Raw genomic sequence first — 15,704 nt, 5'->3', positions numbered from 1 at the left:
CTACTTCTTCACCGGAGCCGGGACGCCGCGGAACACGTCCGGATAGTTGTCCAGCGACGTGATCCGGTTCAACGGCCACGCGATCACGGCCGCCTTGCCTTCGATGTCGGCCACGTCGATGAAGCCGCCGTTGCTTTCCATGTGGGCGCGCGAGTCGGCGGAGTGGTTCCGGTTGTCGCCCATGACCCAGACCTTGCCGGCAGGGACGACGACGTCGAAGTCGCGCACCTGCGGGACCTCGGCGCTGTTGACGTATTTCTCGTTCAGGGGAGCCCCGTTGACGGTGAGCCGGCCGCTGCCGTCGCAGCAGACGACGTGGTCGCCCGGCAGGCCGATGACGCGCTTGACCAGGTGCTGCTCGGAGTTGTCGGGGAGCAGGCCCACAAACGTCAGCGCATCCTGGACACCGGTCAACGGACCGGCCGGCTTCACGGCGCTCGGGACAAGCCATCCCTTGGTGTCCCGGAACACCACGACGTCCCCGCGCTCCAAGGCGATCGGCTCCGGCACCAGCAAGTTGACGAAGATCCGGTCGTTGACGTCCAGCGTGTTCATCATGGACTCGGACGGAATATAGAAAGCCCGGAACAGGAAGGTCTTGATCAGGAAAGACAGTACGACGGCGATCACCACCACCGTGGCGATCTCCTTAAGCCAGAGAAGCATCGGGTTGCGGCCCTGGCGGGCTTTAGCCTTTCGGGCACGCGCCGACGACGGTCCGGCATGTGAGGGACCGGCCAATGGGGCGCCCTCGGCCCGCTCGGGCTGCGCGGGCTGTGGGGGCGCCGAGTGCACCGGTTCAGCGTGCACCGATTCAGCGGGCACCGGCCGAGTGTCCGGCGCGTGTTCGGGCCTCGGCGCGGCGGGCAGCCGCGTCGTCGGGTGTTCGGCGCCGGGGATGGGCGAGGAGGTCACTCGGGGCTCGTCGTGCCCCCGCGGATCAGGAGTCCGGGGTCCGGTCTCGGGCATCTACTGTCCGTTCTTCATCGTCGTGGCGGCCTCGTTGGGCCGCGGAATTGCTGCAAATCTATCAAGCGGCCAGATGATCTGTACCGGGCGGCCGATCACGCGCTCCAGCGGGACCATACCGCCTCCCGGCGCGCCCAGCAGGCTGCGCGAATCGGCCGATTTCGAACGGTGGTCTCCCATCAGCCAGAGCCTGCCGTCCGGGACAATCACGTCGAACTTCAACTTACTCGGGGCGTCGCCTTCATACAGATAGCGTTCCTCAAGTTGCTGGCCGTTAACTGTGAGCCGGCCGTCCGCGCCGCAGCACACCACGCGGTCGCCAGGTAGCCCGATGACGCGCTTGACATAGGTGGTGTCGCTGCCGGTCAGGCCCAGCCAGTGGCCAGCGCCGGTCAGGACGTCAGCCGCAGGTCCTTTGCCGCTGCTGAGCGGGGCAAAAGAGCCGCGGCCGTCGAAGACCACGACGTCGCCGCGGCGGACCGGGTCGAACGCGAAGTCGGTGCGGGACACCAGGATCCTGTCACCGTCGCGGAGCAGCGGCTCCATCGACGCGGACGGGATGAAGTAAACATCCAGCCACAGTGACCGGACCAGGCCGCTGATTGCCACGGCCAGCACCAGGCCCAGAAGCGCAAAACGCCAGCCCAGTTTCCTGGGCCGGCGTCTTGTCTGTTCCATGATCCGTGTCCTCTAACGCTTTTCTAATTGAACGGCGCAGTGGGGACGGTTCCGGCAAACGCCGGAGCCCTCCGTGGACCCGCTGGAAAGTCCGAAGGACTTACTTGGCGGTCTGGAAGTCGCGCTTTTCCTTGATCTTCGCAGCCTTACCGCGCAGTGCACGCATGTAGTAAAGCTTGGCGCGGCGCACGTCACCCTTGGAGACGAGCTCGATCTTGTCGATGATCGGGGAGTGTACCGGGAAGGTACGCTCCACGCCGACGCCAAAAGAGACCTTGCGGACGGTGAAGGTTTCGCGGACGCCGTCGCCCTGGCGGCCCAGGACGAAGCCCTGGAAGACCTGGACACGGGAGTTCTTGCCTTCGATGATGTTCACGTGCACCTTGATGGTGTCACCCGCGCGGAACTCGGGAACATCGTTGCGCAGCGAAGCTGCATCTACGGAATCGAGGATATGCATTGATCCACTCCTGGTGAACGCCACAGGTCATTCACGTTGGGTCACGGCGGCCAAGCCCGGGTGCTGTGCGCACCGGAAATTCCCGCCGAAAGTTTTGTCGTTCCGGCTCCGTCAGGAATTGACGGGGCCGGGGTGCCGCGCTGTTGGTGACGCTCCCCCTGTGGCAGGTTCGCACCCAGCAGGCACAAGGACTAATTTTGCCACATTCCGGCACGTTTTGGTGAATTGGCGGAGCGAATGGGCTTCGCGAATCGGCTCAGCTCAGGCGTCGGGGCGGCGCCGGAGCCGGCCGTCCACGACGTCGTAGCCCAGTTCCCCGAACGCGGTGCGGTCCGCGCGCGGCAGCTTGCCGGCGTCGAACGCGTCGAGCAGGTCCGGCCGGCGTTCGGCGGTGCGCCGGTACTGTTCGTGACGCCGCCACTGCGCGATCTTGCCGTGGTTGCCGCTCAGCAGCACGGGCGGAACCTCGCGGTCCCGCCAGCTGGAGGGCTTGGTGTACACGGGGTACTCGAGCAGGCCGTCGGAGTGGGATTCCTCCACGAGCGATTCGGGGTTTCCGACGACGCCGGGCAGCAGCCGCCCCACGGCTTCGACCATGGCCAGCACGGCCACCTCCCCGCCGTTCAGCACGTAGTCACCGAGGCTCATGGGCCGGACGGTGAAGTGTTCCGCAGCCCACTCCAGGACCCGTTCGTCGATACCCTCGTAGCGTCCGCAGGCAAAGACGAGCTGCTCTTCTTCCGCGAGTTCGTGGGCAATCGCCTGGCTGAAGCGCTCCCCCGCCGGCGACGGGACGATCAGTACGGGCTTCCGGACGGCCTCCGCCCCAGGCGCTTTCGGGCCGGCCTCGGCAATGGCGGTCAGGGCCTGGGCCCACGGTTCGGGCTTCATCACCATGCCGGCCCCGCCGCCATACGGGGTGTCGTCCACGGTGCGGTGCCGGTCCGTGGTGAAGTCGCGGAGGTCGTGGACGTTGAGGTCCAGCAGCCCGTCCTGGCGGGCCTTTCCGATCAGCGAGAGTTCCAGCGGTGCCAGGTATTCGGGGAAGATGCTGACGACGTCGATCCGCATCTTAGGCGTTGTCCCCCGCGCCACGTTCGGCGTCGCTGGCTCCCTCGGCGTCGGCGTCTGTTTCGGTGCCGCCGTCGTCGGGGGTCCCGCCGGCCTCGGTGTTGACCTCGAAAAGGCCGGCTGGCGGGGTGACGAGGACGTACTTGTCCGCGACGTTAACCTCAGGCACGATCTGCTCCACGAACGGGATCAGGATTTCCTTGCCGTCCCGGTCAGTCACCACGAGCAGGTCCTGGACCGGCATGGTGTGCAGACCGGAGACCTTGCCGACCACCTGGTCGCCGATGCGGACGTCCAGGCCCACCAGCTCGTGCTCGTACCAGCCCTCGTCGTCGTCCTCGTCCAGTTCTTCGGTCTCGACGTAGAGCTTGGCTCCGCGGAGGGCTTCCGCCTCGTTGCGGGTCTCCACCTCCTCGAACGCCAGCAGCAGGATGTCCTTGTTCCAGCGGGCGCTCTCAACGGTCAGCGGCCCGGCCGACGCCGGTTCCACCACGAACTGGGTGCCGGGAACAAAGCGGTCACCGGGGGCGTCCGTCAGCACCTGGACGGTCACTTCGCCGCGGATGCCATGGGGCTTGCCGATTCGTGCCACCTGAAGCTGCATCTGTTCCTCTGTTCGGGTTCTCGTAAAGTCTGGGATTTGTTGGTGCATTTGCTGCGCAAAACAGTCCGGCCCCTCCACCATAAGCTGGTGAAGGGGCCGGACTAAAGACAAATAATGCTGGTCGCGCTACCGGCGGCGGTCGGTGTCGACGACGTCGACCCTGACCGGCTCGCCGTCGGCCAGCGCCGCCACCACAGTGCGCAAAGCGCGTGCGGTGCGGCCCTGGCGTCCGATCACCCGTCCCAGATCGTCCTGATGAACGCGCACCTCGAGGGTGTCCCCGCGGCGGTTGTTCTTCGCACTGACCTTGACGTCCTCGGGGCTGTCAACAATCCCGCGGACCAGGTGTTCGAGCGCTTCTGCCAGCAATTTACTCAGCCTCGGTGGTCTCTGCTTCGGCGTCGGCGGGAGCCTCGGCTGCGTCGTCCTTCTTAGCCTTCTTGGTGATGGCTTCCGGGATGATCACGGAACCCTTTTCCGGGGTGACGAAGGCTTCCTTGGGAGCCTTGGTCTTCAAGGTGCCCTCCTGGCCCGGGAGACCCTTGAACTTCTGCCAGTCACCGGTGATCTTCAGGATCGCGGCAACCTGCTCGGACGGCTGTGCGCCGACGCCGAGCCAGTACTGGGCACGGTCCGTGTCGACCTCGATGTACGAGGGCTCTTCGGTCGGGTGGTACTTGCCGATCTCTTCGATGGCACGGCCATCACGCTTGGAGCGTGCGTCCATGACGACGATGCGGTAGTACGGTGCGCGCATCTTGCCGAAGCGCTTAAGGCGAATCTTTACGGCCACTTTTGTGGTCACTCCTGTTTCTGAAACGGGGTCGAGCCCGGCGTTCTGCACCCGTGGGGCGGGCCGTACTAGGGGGTTCTAAAAGGACAAGATCCGGACGCGGAGAGAGGGGCCACGCAGATCGAGTACCTGTTCATTGTGCCAGATCACCGCGCGGATTTCGACTTGACGCCCTAGGGCTGCGTGTCCGGGCACTTTTTCGAGCCGTCGGCTTGGGCGCGTCAGGAGGTCCAGACGTAGAGCCCGGCCTTGGTGGCGGGGTCAACGCCGGCAGCGAGTTCGGCGAGCTGGCGGACATAGCGGGCGGCCTGGTCGGCACCGAAGGGCATGTCCTCCTCCGCGGCCCAGCCTTCGGCGACGTCCGCTAGGACATCACCCTCGCCCTCGGTCTCGTAGCTGAGCAACTCGGCCAGGGCACGGACCATGGCGGCCGGCACGCCCAACAGGGAGTCGCTGGCCACGTCCACCATGGCCAGCTCATAGTCGGCCCCGGCGGCATGCACGGCAGTCCCGGCCAGGTCACCCAGGCGTTCGACTTCGAAGTCGCTGATGTCCGGAATCCGGACCGCGCCGGGGGCGACCGCGGCGCCGCCGTCGAGGGCCGCTGCACGCTTGAGGGCGGCGTCATGGGTGGCGACGAAGATTTCAGTAAATCCCAAGGAAGTGCTCCTCATGAGGGTTGGCGGCGCTGGCCGCGTTTTTGGCGTCGCTTTCAGCCTATCCGCTCCAGCCCGGCCGCGCCCGGACCGGACATGCCCTGCCCCGGCCGCGAGCAATGGACATAATCCCACTATGTCCATCCCTGGCCGCGGCGGATGGACATGCCCGGCGTCCCGATCGGCGGACGGACATGACCGGGCGACCCCATGCCGCGCCCTGCCTCGCGCACTCCCGCCAGCGGAAATGCCCACCCCTGGCCGCGAGCAATGGACATAATCCCACTATGTCCATTCCCCGACGCGCACACAGGACATGTCCGCGGACCCTGCCGTCGAAAGTTGGACATGCCCGGAGTGGGCTTCGAGGATTGGACATGTCCAACGCTGGCGCTGCAGGCTGGGCATGTCCGGATGATCAGCGGACGGCGACGCGGATGCTGTTGCGCCACGGATCCTCGAAGCGCAGCTCGGCTCCGGTGTGGTGCGACTGGACGCCCGCGGTCTTGAGGCGGTCGGCGAGGGCGCCGACGTCGTCGCCGGACGGTACTTCAACCAGCACTTCGCCGAGGCCGAGGGTGTCACGGCGGGGGCCGGCGCCGCGGCTGTTCCAAACGTTCATGGCCATGTGGTGGTGGTAGCCGCCGGCTGAGACGAAGAGCGCCTGGCCGTGCCAGCCCGCGGTCTTCTCAAAGCCGAGGGTGCCGACGTAGAAGTCGTGCGCGGACTGCACGTCGCCGACCTGCAGGTGGACGTGCCCGACGCCGGCGTCGGCCTCGCGCTGCCCGGCGAGCGACGCCTCGGTGAGGTGCTGCTCGAGGTAGCGCTGCGGCGGCAGGGCCAGGCTGTCCATCACGACGTTCTTGCCGTCCCAGGACCAGGCTTCGCGGGGGCGGTCCCAGTAGAGCTCGATACCGTTGCCCTCCGGGTCATTGAAGTAGAAGGCCTCGCTGACAAGGTGGTCGGCGCTGCCGGTGAAGGATTGCGGCTCATACTGCGCGGCGGACGCGACGGTGGCGGCCAGCGAGGGCTGGTCCTCAAAGAGAAGGGCGGTGTGGAAGAGGCCGGCTTCGCCGCGGGAGGGCAGGTTCAGCCCGGGTGCCGGTGCCAGGTGGACCAGCGGCTTGAGCTTGCGTCCGAGGTAGAGCCCGCCGTCCTGCTCGGCAACGATGTCGAGGCCGAGGGCGCGCTGGTAGTAGTCCGTCATCAGCTTCATGTCGCCGACCTTGAGCATCACGGTGCCCATGGTGAGTTCGGCAGGAAGGAGATCCTGGGTGCTGGCTTCTACGGTCATTGAAACGCTCCGGTGGTTCTGTGGCCCCCGACCTTCGGCGACCCTCGTAGAGTTAAATTACTTGAAGCTTCAATTTATTCCTAATGGCCGGGGATGCTCCCCTGTACCAGTTCGCCGCGGAGCACGATGCCCCTGAGCTCGCGCAGGGTGCCGAGATTCCCGCGCGGATCCTCGGCGCAGACCAGGACGTCGGCACTGGCACCTTCTGTGATCGCGTCGGCTCCGAGCCAGTCGCGGGCGGCCCAGGCCCCTGCGTCGAGGGCGGCGCCGGCGGGGAGCCCGGCGCCGTGCAGGGCCTCAAGTTCGTCGACGATGCGCCCGTGCTTGATCACACTCCCCGCGTCCGTCCCGGCGTAGATGGCGACCCCGGCCTCATACGCCTCGAGGATCCGTTCGGCGCGGCGTTCCCAGAGCCCCAGCATGTGCGCCGCGTAGCGGGGGAACTTTGCCTTGGCCTGGGCCGCGATGTCCGGGAAAGTGGCGATGTTGATCAGGGTGGGGACAATCGGGACACCCTGTTCGACGAAGCGCGGCAAGTGCCGGGGAAGCAGCCCGGTTCCGTGTTCGATGCAGTCGATGCCGGCGTCGAGCATGTCATCGAGGGTGTCCTCCGCGAAGCAGTGCGCCGTGACGCGGGCGCCTTCGTCGTGGGCGGCCCGGACCGCGTCCCTGACGCTCCGGGCCGGGAAACTCGCAGCGAGGTCGCCGGCGTCGCGGTCGATCCAGTCCCCCACCAGCTTGACCCAGCCGTCCCCCGCGCGGGCCTGCTTGCGTACGGCCTCCACGAGGTCCTCGGGTTCCACCTCGACGGCGAAGCCCCGCAGGTACCGCCGCGTCCTGGCGATGTGCCGCCCGGCGCGGAGAATGCGTGGCAGCTCGCGCCGTTGCTGGATCCAGCGGGTGTCATGAACGGCGCCGGCGTCGCGGACCAGCAGGGTACCGGCGTCGCGATCGGTCAGGGCCTGCCGCTCGGCAACGTCCTCGGGAACATCCCCGCCGGGTCCGAGCCCGATATGGCAGTGCGCATCGACCAGCCCGGGGATCACCCAACCGTCCAGGACCAGGTCCGGCGCGGCCGCGGGGCGCCGGAAGGTCAGGCGGCCGTCCACGGCCCACAGCCCGCGCCGCTCTTGGTCGGCTCCGGTGAGGACCGGGCCGCTGAACTCGATGATGCCGCTCATGGCCTAAAGCCTAATCCGCATCGCGATCCGCGGGCCAAGCCCGCCCAGCCCCCCAGCCCCTCGACGGCTTCCCGTCGGGCTGTGGTAGCTTCGTCTACGACCACACGGGTGCCCTTGCAGGGGCTGAGATCGGGCTGACGCAGCCTGCGACCGTTGAACCTGTCCGGGTAATGCCGGCGAAGGAAGTGAGTATCTCTTTGAGCGCAACAAATCCACAGCAGAGCCCTGCCCAGAATGGGAACAGCGCCGCAGCAGCTACCGTGACGCAGTCCCTGAAGTCGCATGCCCTCGCGTACGTCGAGGACGGCGGGATCCGCGTCCCGGTAACCGAAATCGCCCTGGCACCGTCCCCTGGCGGCGTCGGGAATCCTCCGTTCCGGGTCTACCGCACCGCGGGCCCGGGCAGCGACCCGGTGGTGGGACTCGCCGCTTTCCGCCGTGACTGGATCGCCGGGCGCGCGGACACGGAGCCGTACAGCGGCCGGGAACGCACTCTGCTCGACGACGGCAAGTCCGCGGTCAGGCGCGGCGCCGCCTCGGCTGAATGGCGGGGCGCACCGCCCGAGCCGCGTCGCGCCGTCGAAGGCCGAACGGTTACCCAGATGCATTATGCGCGGCACGGCATCGTGACACCGGAGATGCGTTTCGTCGCGCTGCGGGAGAACTGCGACGTCGAGCTTGTCCGCGGCGAAGTCGCCGCCGGCCGGGCCATCATCCCAAGCAACATCAACCACCCGGAGTCCGAGCCGATGATCATCGGGAAGGCGTTCCTGGTGAAGATCAACGCGAACATCGGCAACTCCGCGGTAAGCAGTTCCATCGCCGAGGAGGTCGACAAGCTCCAATGGGCCACGCAATGGGGGGCGGACACGGTGATGGACCTTTCGACCGGGGACGACATCCATACGACCCGCGAATGGATCATCCGCAACTCGCCCGTCCCCATCGGCACCGTCCCGATCTATCAGGCACTGGAGAAGGTGAACGGCGAAGCAAACGCCCTGACCTGGGAGATCTTCCGTGACACGGTGATCGAACAGTGCGAGCAGGGCGTCGACTACATGACGATCCACGCCGGGGTGCTGCTGCGGTACGTCCCGTTGACCGCCAACCGGGTCACCGGCATCGTGTCCCGCGGAGGTTCCATCATGGCTGGGTGGTGCCTCGCACACCACCAGGAGAACTTTCTCTACACGCATTTCGACGAGTTGTGCGAAATTTTCGCCCGCTACGACGTCGCCTTCTCACTCGGCGACGGCCTGCGGCCGGGGTCGACGGCGGACGCCAACGACGCTGCCCAGTTCGCCGAACTGGACACCCTGGCGGAGCTCACGCAACGGGCCTGGGACTTCGATGTCCAGGTCATGGTGGAGGGCCCGGGACACGTGCCGTTCCACCTCGTCCGGGAAAACGTGGAGCGCCAGCAGGAACTCTGCAAGGGCGCGCCCTTCTACACGCTGGGGCCGCTGGTCACGGATATCGCACCGGGCTATGACCACATCACCTCGGCGATCGGCGCCACCGAGATCGCCCGCTACGGGACCGCCATGCTGTGCTACGTCACGCCGAAGGAGCACCTCGGCCTGCCCAACAAGGACGACGTGAAGACCGGCGTGATCACCTACAAGATCGCCGCCCACGCCGCCGATCTTGCCAAGGGCCACCCCGGAGCGCACGAACGCGACGATGCCCTATCCAAGGCCCGGTTTGAATTCCGTTGGCGGGACCAGTTCGCGCTGTCCCTGGACCCGGTGACGGCTGAGGCATTCCACGACGAGACTTTGCCGGCGGAGCCGGCTAAGACAGCCCATTTCTGTTCGATGTGCGGGCCGAAGTTCTGCTCCATGCGGATCAGCCAGGACATCCGGGACGAGTACGGTTCGGCGGATTCCCGGGCAGCCTTGGCACAGCTGGCGGACGGAATGCGGAGGAAAAGCGACGAATTTCTGGCGGCCGGAGGCAAGGTCTACCTGCCCGAGCCCACCGTGGGCGCACAGTCAGCGGTACAGGCCTAGGCACAGGCACAGCCCTAGGCCGCGGCCGGGCGCCGGCCCTGCGGGGTAGGCGTCCGGCCGGCCACTCCTACGAGGCGTGGGCGTGCCGGCTGCGGTTGACGTCGGCGATGAACGTGCGGATGGCGCGGTCGCCCTCTTTTGAGTCCTGCGGCCGGTGCCCTCCGGGTGCGGTGCGGTGCAGGGCGCCCGTCTCCCTCAGGTAGCCGGCGATTTCCTCGTAGAGCGGCTCCCAGCCACCGGTAAGGACCAGGGTGGGCACGCCGGGAACGATGTGCAGCGGCGCTTCCCACGGCGGTGCCTGCAGCCGCAGCCGGCGCGCCGCCCGGAGGGCCTCCGGCGTCATGGCTCCCGGGGCGCCGGCGGCGAAGGCACGGCGGACGAATTCCCGCTGGAAGTCGTCGTCGCTGAGGCTGTGCCGGACGTCGAAGAGCGGCTGCATGAGCGCCCGGTGCGCAGCGCTGGCCGGGAGCTCCGCGGTCAAGGACAGGCAGGCCGGCTCCACCAGGGTCAGCGACTGCACCAGGTCGGGGCGTTCGACGGCCGCCATCATCGCCGCGATCGCACCCTGCGAATGGGCCACCACGTGGCCGCCGGCAGCGCCGCGGCCGTCGTCGGCCAGGGCCCGCAGCACAATTGCGGCGTCGGCGGCGAAGTCCGTCTCCTGCGGCTCGGCGACGGCGTCAAAGCCGTGCCGCCGCAGGAACAAGGCGTCGTAGCTCAGCGCCATGCCGTGCTGCTTCGGCCACGCCGCGGCGCCAAAACTGCCGGCCCCGTGGACGAAAACTACGCGCTGCTTGAACATGCCCTAAGCCTATGGCACCGGTCCGTCATCGAAGCCGACGACATCCTGCACGCCGGCATCCTGGCCACCGAGATGCGGCCGGCGCCAAGGTGGCTTCCGCTACTTGCTGCCGCCGAGGAACTTGTCGAAACCCTTGGGCAGGTTCAGCTGGGACGGGTCGAATTCCCCGCCCTGCTGGCCGAAGGCCGCACCGGTGGGCACAGCCTTGGGGCCAGCGGCGCGCCGTGCCTCCGCGTCCTTGAGCTCCTGAGCGGCCTTGGCCGGGTTGCCGGAGCGGGCCTTCTTCTTCGGTGCGTTCTTGGCCCCCTTGCGGGCTCCGCCGCCGCCCATGCCGGGCATCCCCGGCATCCCCGGCATACCTCCGCCGGCGGCCATCTTCTTCATCATCTTCTGTGCCTGCGCGAAGCGTTCCAGCAGGCCGTTGACCTCGGAGACGTGCACGCCGGAACCGCGGGCGATGCGGGCGCGGCGGGAGCCGTTGATGATCTTCGGGGCCACCCGCTCGTGCGGGGTCATGGACCGGACAACCGCCTCGACCCGGTCAATCTCACGCTCGTCGAACTGCTCCAGCTGCTGCCGGATGTTCTGCGCGCCCGGCATCATCATGAGCATTTTCTTCATCGAGCCCATGTTGCGGATCTGCTGCATCTGGGCGAGGAAGTCCTCGAGGGTGAAGTCTTCCTGGTCGGCGAACTTCTTCGCCATCCGGGCCGCTTCGTCCTTGTCCCAGGACTTCTCGGCCTGTTCGATCAGGGTGAGCACGTCGCCCATGTCGAGGATGCGCGAGGCCATCCGGTCCGGGTGGAAGAGCTCGAAGTCGTCCAGGCCTTCGCCGGTGGACGCAAACATGACCGGCTTCCCGGTGACCGACGCGACGGACAGCGCGGCACCGCCGCGGGCGTCGCCGTCGAGCTTGGAGAGCACGATGCCGGTGAAGTTGACGCCTTCATCGAAGGCCATCGCCGTGTTGACGGCGTCCTGGCCGATCATCGAGTCGATCACGAACAGGACTTCGTTGGGGACGATGGCCCGGCGGATCTGGCGGGCCTGTTCCATCATTTCGGCGTCGACGCCAAGCCGGCCGGCAGTGTCCACGATCACGACGTCGTGCAGCGTGCGCTTGGCTTCCTCGACGCCGGCACGGGCGACGGCGACCGGGTCACCGGCAGGGTGGTCCAGCTCGGAGGAGGTGGCCCCCGGGTGCGGGGCAAAGACGGGAACGCCGGCGCGCTGGCCGACAACCTGCAGCTGCGTCACGGCATTGGGGCGCTGCAGGTCGCAGGCGACCAGCATGGGGCTGTGGCCCTGCGCCTTGAGGAACTTGGAAAGCTTGCCGGCGAGGGTGGTCTTACCGGCACCCTGGAGGCCGGCGAGCATGATGATGGTCGGCCCGGTCTTGGCCAGCCGGATCCGGCGGGTCTCGCCGCCGAGGATCTCGACGAGTTCCTCGTTGACGATCTTCACGATCTGCTGGCTCGGGTTCAGCGCACCGGAGACCTCGACGCCGAGGGCCCGCTCGCGCACGCGGGCGGTGAACTCCCTGACCACCGGGACGGCAACGTCGGCGTCCAGCAGGGCACGCCGGATCTCGCGGACCGTGGCGTCAACGTCCGCCTCGGTGAGGCGGCCCTTGCCACGGAGGTTCTTGAAGGTTGCTGTCAACCGGTCAGAGAGTGAATTGAACACGCGCCGTGCACTTCTTTCAGTGGATCTACAGCTGGCGGCCAGTGCGGCACGCCAGAGTCGTGACTGTTTCGCCGGAACGAACTGCCTCGACAACGGGACTCGACTATCTAGGGTACCAAGACCCGCCTTCAAGATGGCATGCTGGCTTAGGTGACCAGTCAACCAACAGTAAAAACCCTGCTCATCCTCGGCGCCTCGGGCGACCTTACCGGCAGGCTGCTGCTGCCGGGGCTGGCCCGGCTGGTGGCGAGGGGCCACGCATCCGGCCTCACCCTGGTGGGCGCGGGCTCGGACGACTGGACTTCGGAACAGTGGCTGGAACGCCTTGAGACCTCCTTCGCCGACGCCAACTCCCAGGCCGACTCCAGCGGCAAGCGGGAGCTGAAACGGATCCGCGAAAGCACCAGCTACCACCAGCTGGACGTCACCGCCGAAGGGCAGCTGGCCAGCCTCTTGGCCACGCTGGAAGGACCGGTGGCTGTCTATTTCGCCCTGCCGCCGAAGATCAGCCAGCTGGCCTGCGAAGCCCTGACCCCGGAGCAGGTCCCCGCCGGGACCCGGCTGGTGATGGAGAAGCCGTTCGGGTCCAGCGAAGAATCGGCACGGGACCTGAACAAGACCCTGGCCGCACTGGTCCCGGAGGACCACATCCACCGGGTGGATCACTTTCTGGGCAAGGCCACGGTACTGAACATCCTGGGCCTGCGCTTTGCGAACACCTTCCTGGAGCCGGTGTGGAACCGGGACTACGTCGAGAAGGTGGAGATCATCTTCGATGAGGACCTCGCGCTGGAAGGCCGGGCCCGCTACTACGACGGCGCCGGCGCCCTGCGCGACATGATCCAGAGCCACCTGCTGCAAATCATGGCCCTGATGGCAATAGAACCGCCCGCCTCGGTGGACGAGCGGGACCTGCGCGACGCCGTCGCCACGCTCCTGCGGGCCAGCAGCATCAAGGCGCCGTACGCCAAGAACACCCGCCGCGCCCGGTACACGGCAGGCTCCATCGACGGCCGGAAGGTCCCGGACTACGCCAAGGAAGAGGGCGTGGACGCGTCCCGCAACACCGAGACCCTTGCCGAGGTGCAGGTGGACATCGACAACTGGCGCTGGCAGGGCGTGCCGTTCATCCTCCGCTCAGGCAAGGCGCTGGGCGCCATGCGCAAGGAAGCCGTGGTCACGTTCCGGCCGGTGCCGCACCTGCCCAAGGGCTTCACCGGGGTGGACTCCCCCAACCAGCTGCGCATCGGCTTCGGCCCGGACACGCTGCAGTTCGACGTCGACGTGAACGGCCCCGGCAACGTGCTCAGCCTGGACCGGGCCACCCTGAAGGCGGAACTCAGCGCCTCCGAGCTGCTCCCCTACGGTGAAGTGCTTGAAGGGGTGCTCACCGGCGACCCGCTGCTGTCCGTGCGCGGCGACACCGCGGAAGACTGCTGGCGCATCCTCGAACCCGTGCTCAAGGCCTGGGCCCGGGACAGCGTCCCGCTGGAGGAATATGCCGCCGGCACGCCCGGTCCGGAGGGCTGGCCGGCGTAAGGCAGGCGGCGCCCGACGTCGGGCGCTCCCGCAGGCGCTAGCGGCCCCAACGCACGCAACAAAAAATGCGGGCCGGGCACCTTTCCAGGTGCCCGGCCCGCCGTCGCAACCCCCGATCGCGGTCCGCTCGCGCGGCAGCGGCTGGAGGGCTGCAGCCTAGATGGCTGCCGCGCCGCGTTCACCGGTTCGGACGCGGACCGCCTCGAACACGTCCATCGTCCAGACCTTCCCGTCGCCGGCCCGGCCGGTGTTCGAGCTGGCGATGATGACGTCCAGGATGTCGTCCGCCTGTTCGTCGGTGGCCAGGACCTCGACCCGGATCTTGGGCAGCAGGTCCACGTTGTACTCGGCGCCGCGGTACACCTCGGTGTAGCCGCGCTGCCGGCCGTAGCCGCTGGCCGCGCTGACCGTGAGGCCCTGCACGCCGTAGGCCTCCAGGCCTTCCCTGATGGTGTCGAGCTTTTCCGGACGGACGATTGCGGTAATCAGTTTCATGCTTCCACGCTTTCCTTGCCAGCTGCGGACTTCTTGCCGTTCGACTTGACGTCCACGGCCTCGGCTGCCGGTACTTCAGCACTGTCGCCCAGCGACTTGCCGGTGATCAGTTCGTGCAGCGGCTGGAAGCTTCCGCCGTGGCCGCCGACGCCGAACTCGTAGGCAGTCTCGGCGTGCAGGCTCAGGTCCACACCCACGACTTCCTGCTCCTGGGACACCCGGAAGCCCATCAGCTTGTGGATCGGGAAGGCGATGATGAAGGTCATGATTGCGGTGAAGGCTACGGCGAGCAGCGCTGCGAGAACCTGCGCCACGAGCTGCGTCGTGCCGCCGCCGTAGAACAGACCCGCGGTGCCCTGGGCCGGGGTGGCCAGGAAGCCGATCGCCACGGTGCCGACGACACCCGAAACCAGGTGCACGCCGACGACGTCGAGCGAGTCGTCGTAGCCGAACTTGAACTTCAGGCCGACGGCGAGGGCCGAGGCCACACCGGCGACGACGCCCAGGGCGATCGCGCCGAGCGGGGAGACGTTGGCGCAGGCCGGGGTGATCGCGACCAGGCCGGCCACCACACCGGAAGCGGCGCCCAGGGAGGTCGGGTGGCCGTCGCGGAAGCGTTCGACAGCGAGCCAGCCGAGCATCGCGGCGGCCGGAGCGGCGAGGGTGTTGATCCAGATCAGGCCGGCCTGCTCAACCGTGGCGGCGGCACCGGCGTTGAAGCCGAACCAGCCGAACCAAAGGATTGCGGCGCCCAGCATGACGAACGGGACATTGTGGGGGCGGTGGTTCGGGTCCTTGCCGAAGCCCTTGCGGTTGCCAATGATCAGAACCAGGATGAGCCCGGCGACGCCGGCGTTGATGTGCACCACGGTTCCGCCGGCGAAGTCGATCACCGGGGCAAACGTCTGGCCGAACCAGCCGTCCTTGGAGAAGAGGCCCCCGCCCCAGACCATGAAGGCCAGCGGCGCGTAGACGAGGGTGGCCCAGATGGGCGTGAAGATGACCCATGCGGAGAACTTGGCCCGGTCAGCGACCGCGCCGGAGATCAGTGCCACCGTGATGATGGCGAAGGTCGCCGCGTAGCCCACCTTGAGCAGGTCCGCCGGCTCCGTGAAGTTGTGCAACCCGAAGTGGCTGAAAGGGTTAGCGAAGATCTGGAAGAAGTTGTCGGTGTTGCTCGTAGCCATCGAAGCGCCCCACAGGACCCACATGATGCCAACGGTTCCAATGGCAACGAAGCTCATCATCATCATGTTCAAAGCCGACTTGGCGCGTGTCATGCCGCCATAGAAGAATGCCAGGCCCGGGGTCATGAACAGCACGAGGGCTGATGCGACCAGGAGCCAAACGAGACCTGCGGTGAGTTCCATGGTCTGCGTCCTCTCTTGCTCTTAGGTGCGGACTTGTCCGCCGGTCCAACGCGTTTTGCGTTCTAAGAAGAGTTTGCTGGCGCCGTGTTTC

General features: G+C 67.3%; 16 protein-coding genes and 1 riboswitch. Of the genes, 2 read left to right on the top strand and 14 right to left on the bottom strand.

Going from position 1 to position 15,704, the window contains the following annotated elements:
* The 10 genes from lepB (AB4Y91_RS05685) to AB4Y91_RS05640 form a co-directional block, all read right to left on the bottom strand.
* Positions 1 to 969: a signal peptidase I gene (gene lepB, locus AB4Y91_RS05685; protein WP_441417513.1), complete on the bottom strand. Its 969-nt coding sequence runs from the start codon at positions 967 to 969 to the stop codon at positions 1 to 3.
* Positions 970 to 1,647, bottom strand: coding sequence for a signal peptidase I (lepB, locus tag AB4Y91_RS05680; protein WP_441417512.1), 678 nt, complete (start codon positions 1,645 to 1,647; stop codon positions 970 to 972).
* 100 nt (positions 1,648 to 1,747) lie between these two features.
* Positions 1,748 to 2,107 (bottom strand): 50S ribosomal protein L19, encoded by a 360-nt coding sequence (gene rplS / locus AB4Y91_RS05675; protein WP_056738299.1) that lies wholly within the window; start codon positions 2,105 to 2,107, stop codon positions 1,748 to 1,750.
* Positions 2,108 to 2,368: 261 nt separating this feature from the next.
* Positions 2,369 to 3,178: a tRNA (guanosine(37)-N1)-methyltransferase TrmD gene (gene trmD / locus AB4Y91_RS05670; protein WP_441417511.1), complete on the bottom strand. Its 810-nt coding sequence runs from the start codon at positions 3,176 to 3,178 to the stop codon at positions 2,369 to 2,371.
* Position 3,179: 1 nt separating this feature from the next.
* Positions 3,180 to 3,782: a ribosome maturation factor RimM gene (rimM, locus tag AB4Y91_RS05665; RefSeq protein ID WP_441417510.1), complete on the bottom strand. Its 603-nt coding sequence runs from the start codon at positions 3,780 to 3,782 to the stop codon at positions 3,180 to 3,182.
* A gap of 126 nt (positions 3,783 to 3,908) precedes the next feature.
* Positions 3,909 to 4,151 (bottom strand): RNA-binding protein, encoded by a 243-nt coding sequence (locus tag AB4Y91_RS05660; RefSeq protein ID WP_056426755.1) that lies wholly within the window; start codon positions 4,149 to 4,151, stop codon positions 3,909 to 3,911.
* Position 4,152: 1 nt separating this feature from the next.
* On the bottom strand, positions 4,153 to 4,575 hold the full coding sequence (rpsP, locus tag AB4Y91_RS05655; protein WP_138769023.1) for a 30S ribosomal protein S16: 423 nt from the start codon (positions 4,573 to 4,575) through the stop codon (positions 4,153 to 4,155).
* Between the two features lie 221 nt (positions 4,576 to 4,796).
* A complete protein-coding gene (locus AB4Y91_RS05650) occupies positions 4,797 to 5,234 on the bottom strand; it encodes a hypothetical protein (RefSeq protein WP_175320852.1) in 438 nt (145 codons plus the stop codon).
* Positions 5,235 to 5,649: 415 nt separating this feature from the next.
* Positions 5,650 to 6,525 carry a VOC family protein gene (locus tag AB4Y91_RS05645; RefSeq protein WP_441417509.1) on the bottom strand — a complete coding sequence of 292 codons (876 nt, stop codon included), beginning with the start codon at positions 6,523 to 6,525 and terminating at the stop codon, positions 5,650 to 5,652.
* Positions 6,526 to 6,605: 80 nt separating this feature from the next.
* Positions 6,606 to 7,706, bottom strand: coding sequence for an amidohydrolase family protein (locus AB4Y91_RS05640; RefSeq protein WP_441417508.1), 1,101 nt, complete (start codon positions 7,704 to 7,706; stop codon positions 6,606 to 6,608).
* Between the two features lie 94 nt (positions 7,707 to 7,800).
* A riboswitch (TPP riboswitch) is annotated at positions 7,801 to 7,908 on the top strand.
* Between AB4Y91_RS05640 and thiC the strand changes: the two genes are divergently transcribed.
* Positions 7,877 to 9,721: a phosphomethylpyrimidine synthase ThiC gene (gene thiC, locus AB4Y91_RS05635; RefSeq protein ID WP_441417507.1), complete on the top strand. Its 1,845-nt coding sequence runs from the start codon at positions 7,877 to 7,879 to the stop codon at positions 9,719 to 9,721. It overlaps the preceding riboswitch by 32 nt.
* 67 nt (positions 9,722 to 9,788) lie before the next feature.
* Here the strand turns inward: thiC and AB4Y91_RS05630 are convergent, their stop codons facing one another.
* Positions 9,789 to 10,523 carry an alpha/beta fold hydrolase gene (locus AB4Y91_RS05630; RefSeq protein ID WP_441417506.1) on the bottom strand — a complete coding sequence of 245 codons (735 nt, stop codon included), beginning with the start codon at positions 10,521 to 10,523 and terminating at the stop codon, positions 9,789 to 9,791.
* A gap of 99 nt (positions 10,524 to 10,622) precedes the next feature.
* Entirely contained in the window at positions 10,623 to 12,209 is a 1,587-nt protein-coding gene (ffh, locus tag AB4Y91_RS05625) for a signal recognition particle protein (protein ID WP_441417505.1), read from the bottom strand.
* A 150-nt stretch (positions 12,210 to 12,359) separates the two neighbouring features.
* Here ffh and AB4Y91_RS05620 point away from each other — a divergent pair, with 150 nt between their 5' ends.
* Positions 12,360 to 13,748 carry a glucose-6-phosphate dehydrogenase gene (locus AB4Y91_RS05620; protein ID WP_441417504.1) on the top strand — a complete coding sequence of 463 codons (1,389 nt, stop codon included), beginning with the start codon at positions 12,360 to 12,362 and terminating at the stop codon, positions 13,746 to 13,748.
* Between the two features lie 156 nt (positions 13,749 to 13,904).
* On the opposite strand, the gene AB4Y91_RS05615 is transcribed toward AB4Y91_RS05620, so the two are convergent.
* Positions 13,905 to 14,243, bottom strand: a complete 339-nt coding sequence (locus AB4Y91_RS05615) for a P-II family nitrogen regulator (protein WP_175320845.1) — start codon at positions 14,241 to 14,243, stop codon at positions 13,905 to 13,907.
* Complete coding sequence (locus tag AB4Y91_RS05610) at positions 14,240 to 15,613, bottom strand: ammonium transporter (protein ID WP_441417503.1); 1,374 nt, start codon at positions 15,611 to 15,613, stop codon at positions 14,240 to 14,242. Before AB4Y91_RS05610 ends, AB4Y91_RS05615 begins: the two co-directional genes overlap by 4 nt.
* Between the last annotated feature and the right edge of the window lie 91 nt (positions 15,614 to 15,704).

Origin of the sequence: Arthrobacter sp. YAF16, assembly GCF_052113385.1 — a bacterium.
Lineage (GTDB): Bacteria > Actinomycetota > Actinomycetes > Actinomycetales > Micrococcaceae > Arthrobacter.
This window is presented reverse-complemented; position numbering and strand designations above follow the sequence as displayed.

Coding starts and splice junctions, on each gene's coding strand:
- AB4Y91_RS05610 (WP_441417503.1), bottom strand. CDS start 15,613: ATGGAACTCACCGCAGGTCTCGTTTGGCTCCTGGTCGCATCAGCCCTC.
- AB4Y91_RS05640 (WP_441417508.1), bottom strand. CDS start 7,706: ATGAGCGGCATCATCGAGTTCAGCGGCCCGGTCCTCACCGGAGCCGAC.
- trmD (WP_441417511.1), bottom strand. CDS start 3,178: ATGCGGATCGACGTCGTCAGCATCTTCCCCGAATACCTGGCACCGCTG.
- AB4Y91_RS05645 (WP_441417509.1), bottom strand. CDS start 6,525: ATGACCGTAGAAGCCAGCACCCAGGATCTCCTTCCTGCCGAACTCACC.
- AB4Y91_RS05615 (WP_175320845.1), bottom strand. CDS start 14,243: ATGAAACTGATTACCGCAATCGTCCGTCCGGAAAAGCTCGACACCATC.
- lepB (WP_441417513.1), bottom strand. CDS start 969: ATGCCCGAGACCGGACCCCGGACTCCTGATCCGCGGGGGCACGACGAG.
- AB4Y91_RS05630 (WP_441417506.1), bottom strand. CDS start 10,523: ATGTTCAAGCAGCGCGTAGTTTTCGTCCACGGGGCCGGCAGTTTTGGC.
- rplS (WP_056738299.1), bottom strand. CDS start 2,107: ATGCATATCCTCGATTCCGTAGATGCAGCTTCGCTGCGCAACGATGTT.
- rimM (WP_441417510.1), bottom strand. CDS start 3,782: ATGCAGCTTCAGGTGGCACGAATCGGCAAGCCCCATGGCATCCGCGGC.
- thiC (WP_441417507.1), top strand. CDS start 7,877: ATGCCGGCGAAGGAAGTGAGTATCTCTTTGAGCGCAACAAATCCACAG.
- lepB (WP_441417512.1), bottom strand. CDS start 1,647: ATGGAACAGACAAGACGCCGGCCCAGGAAACTGGGCTGGCGTTTTGCG.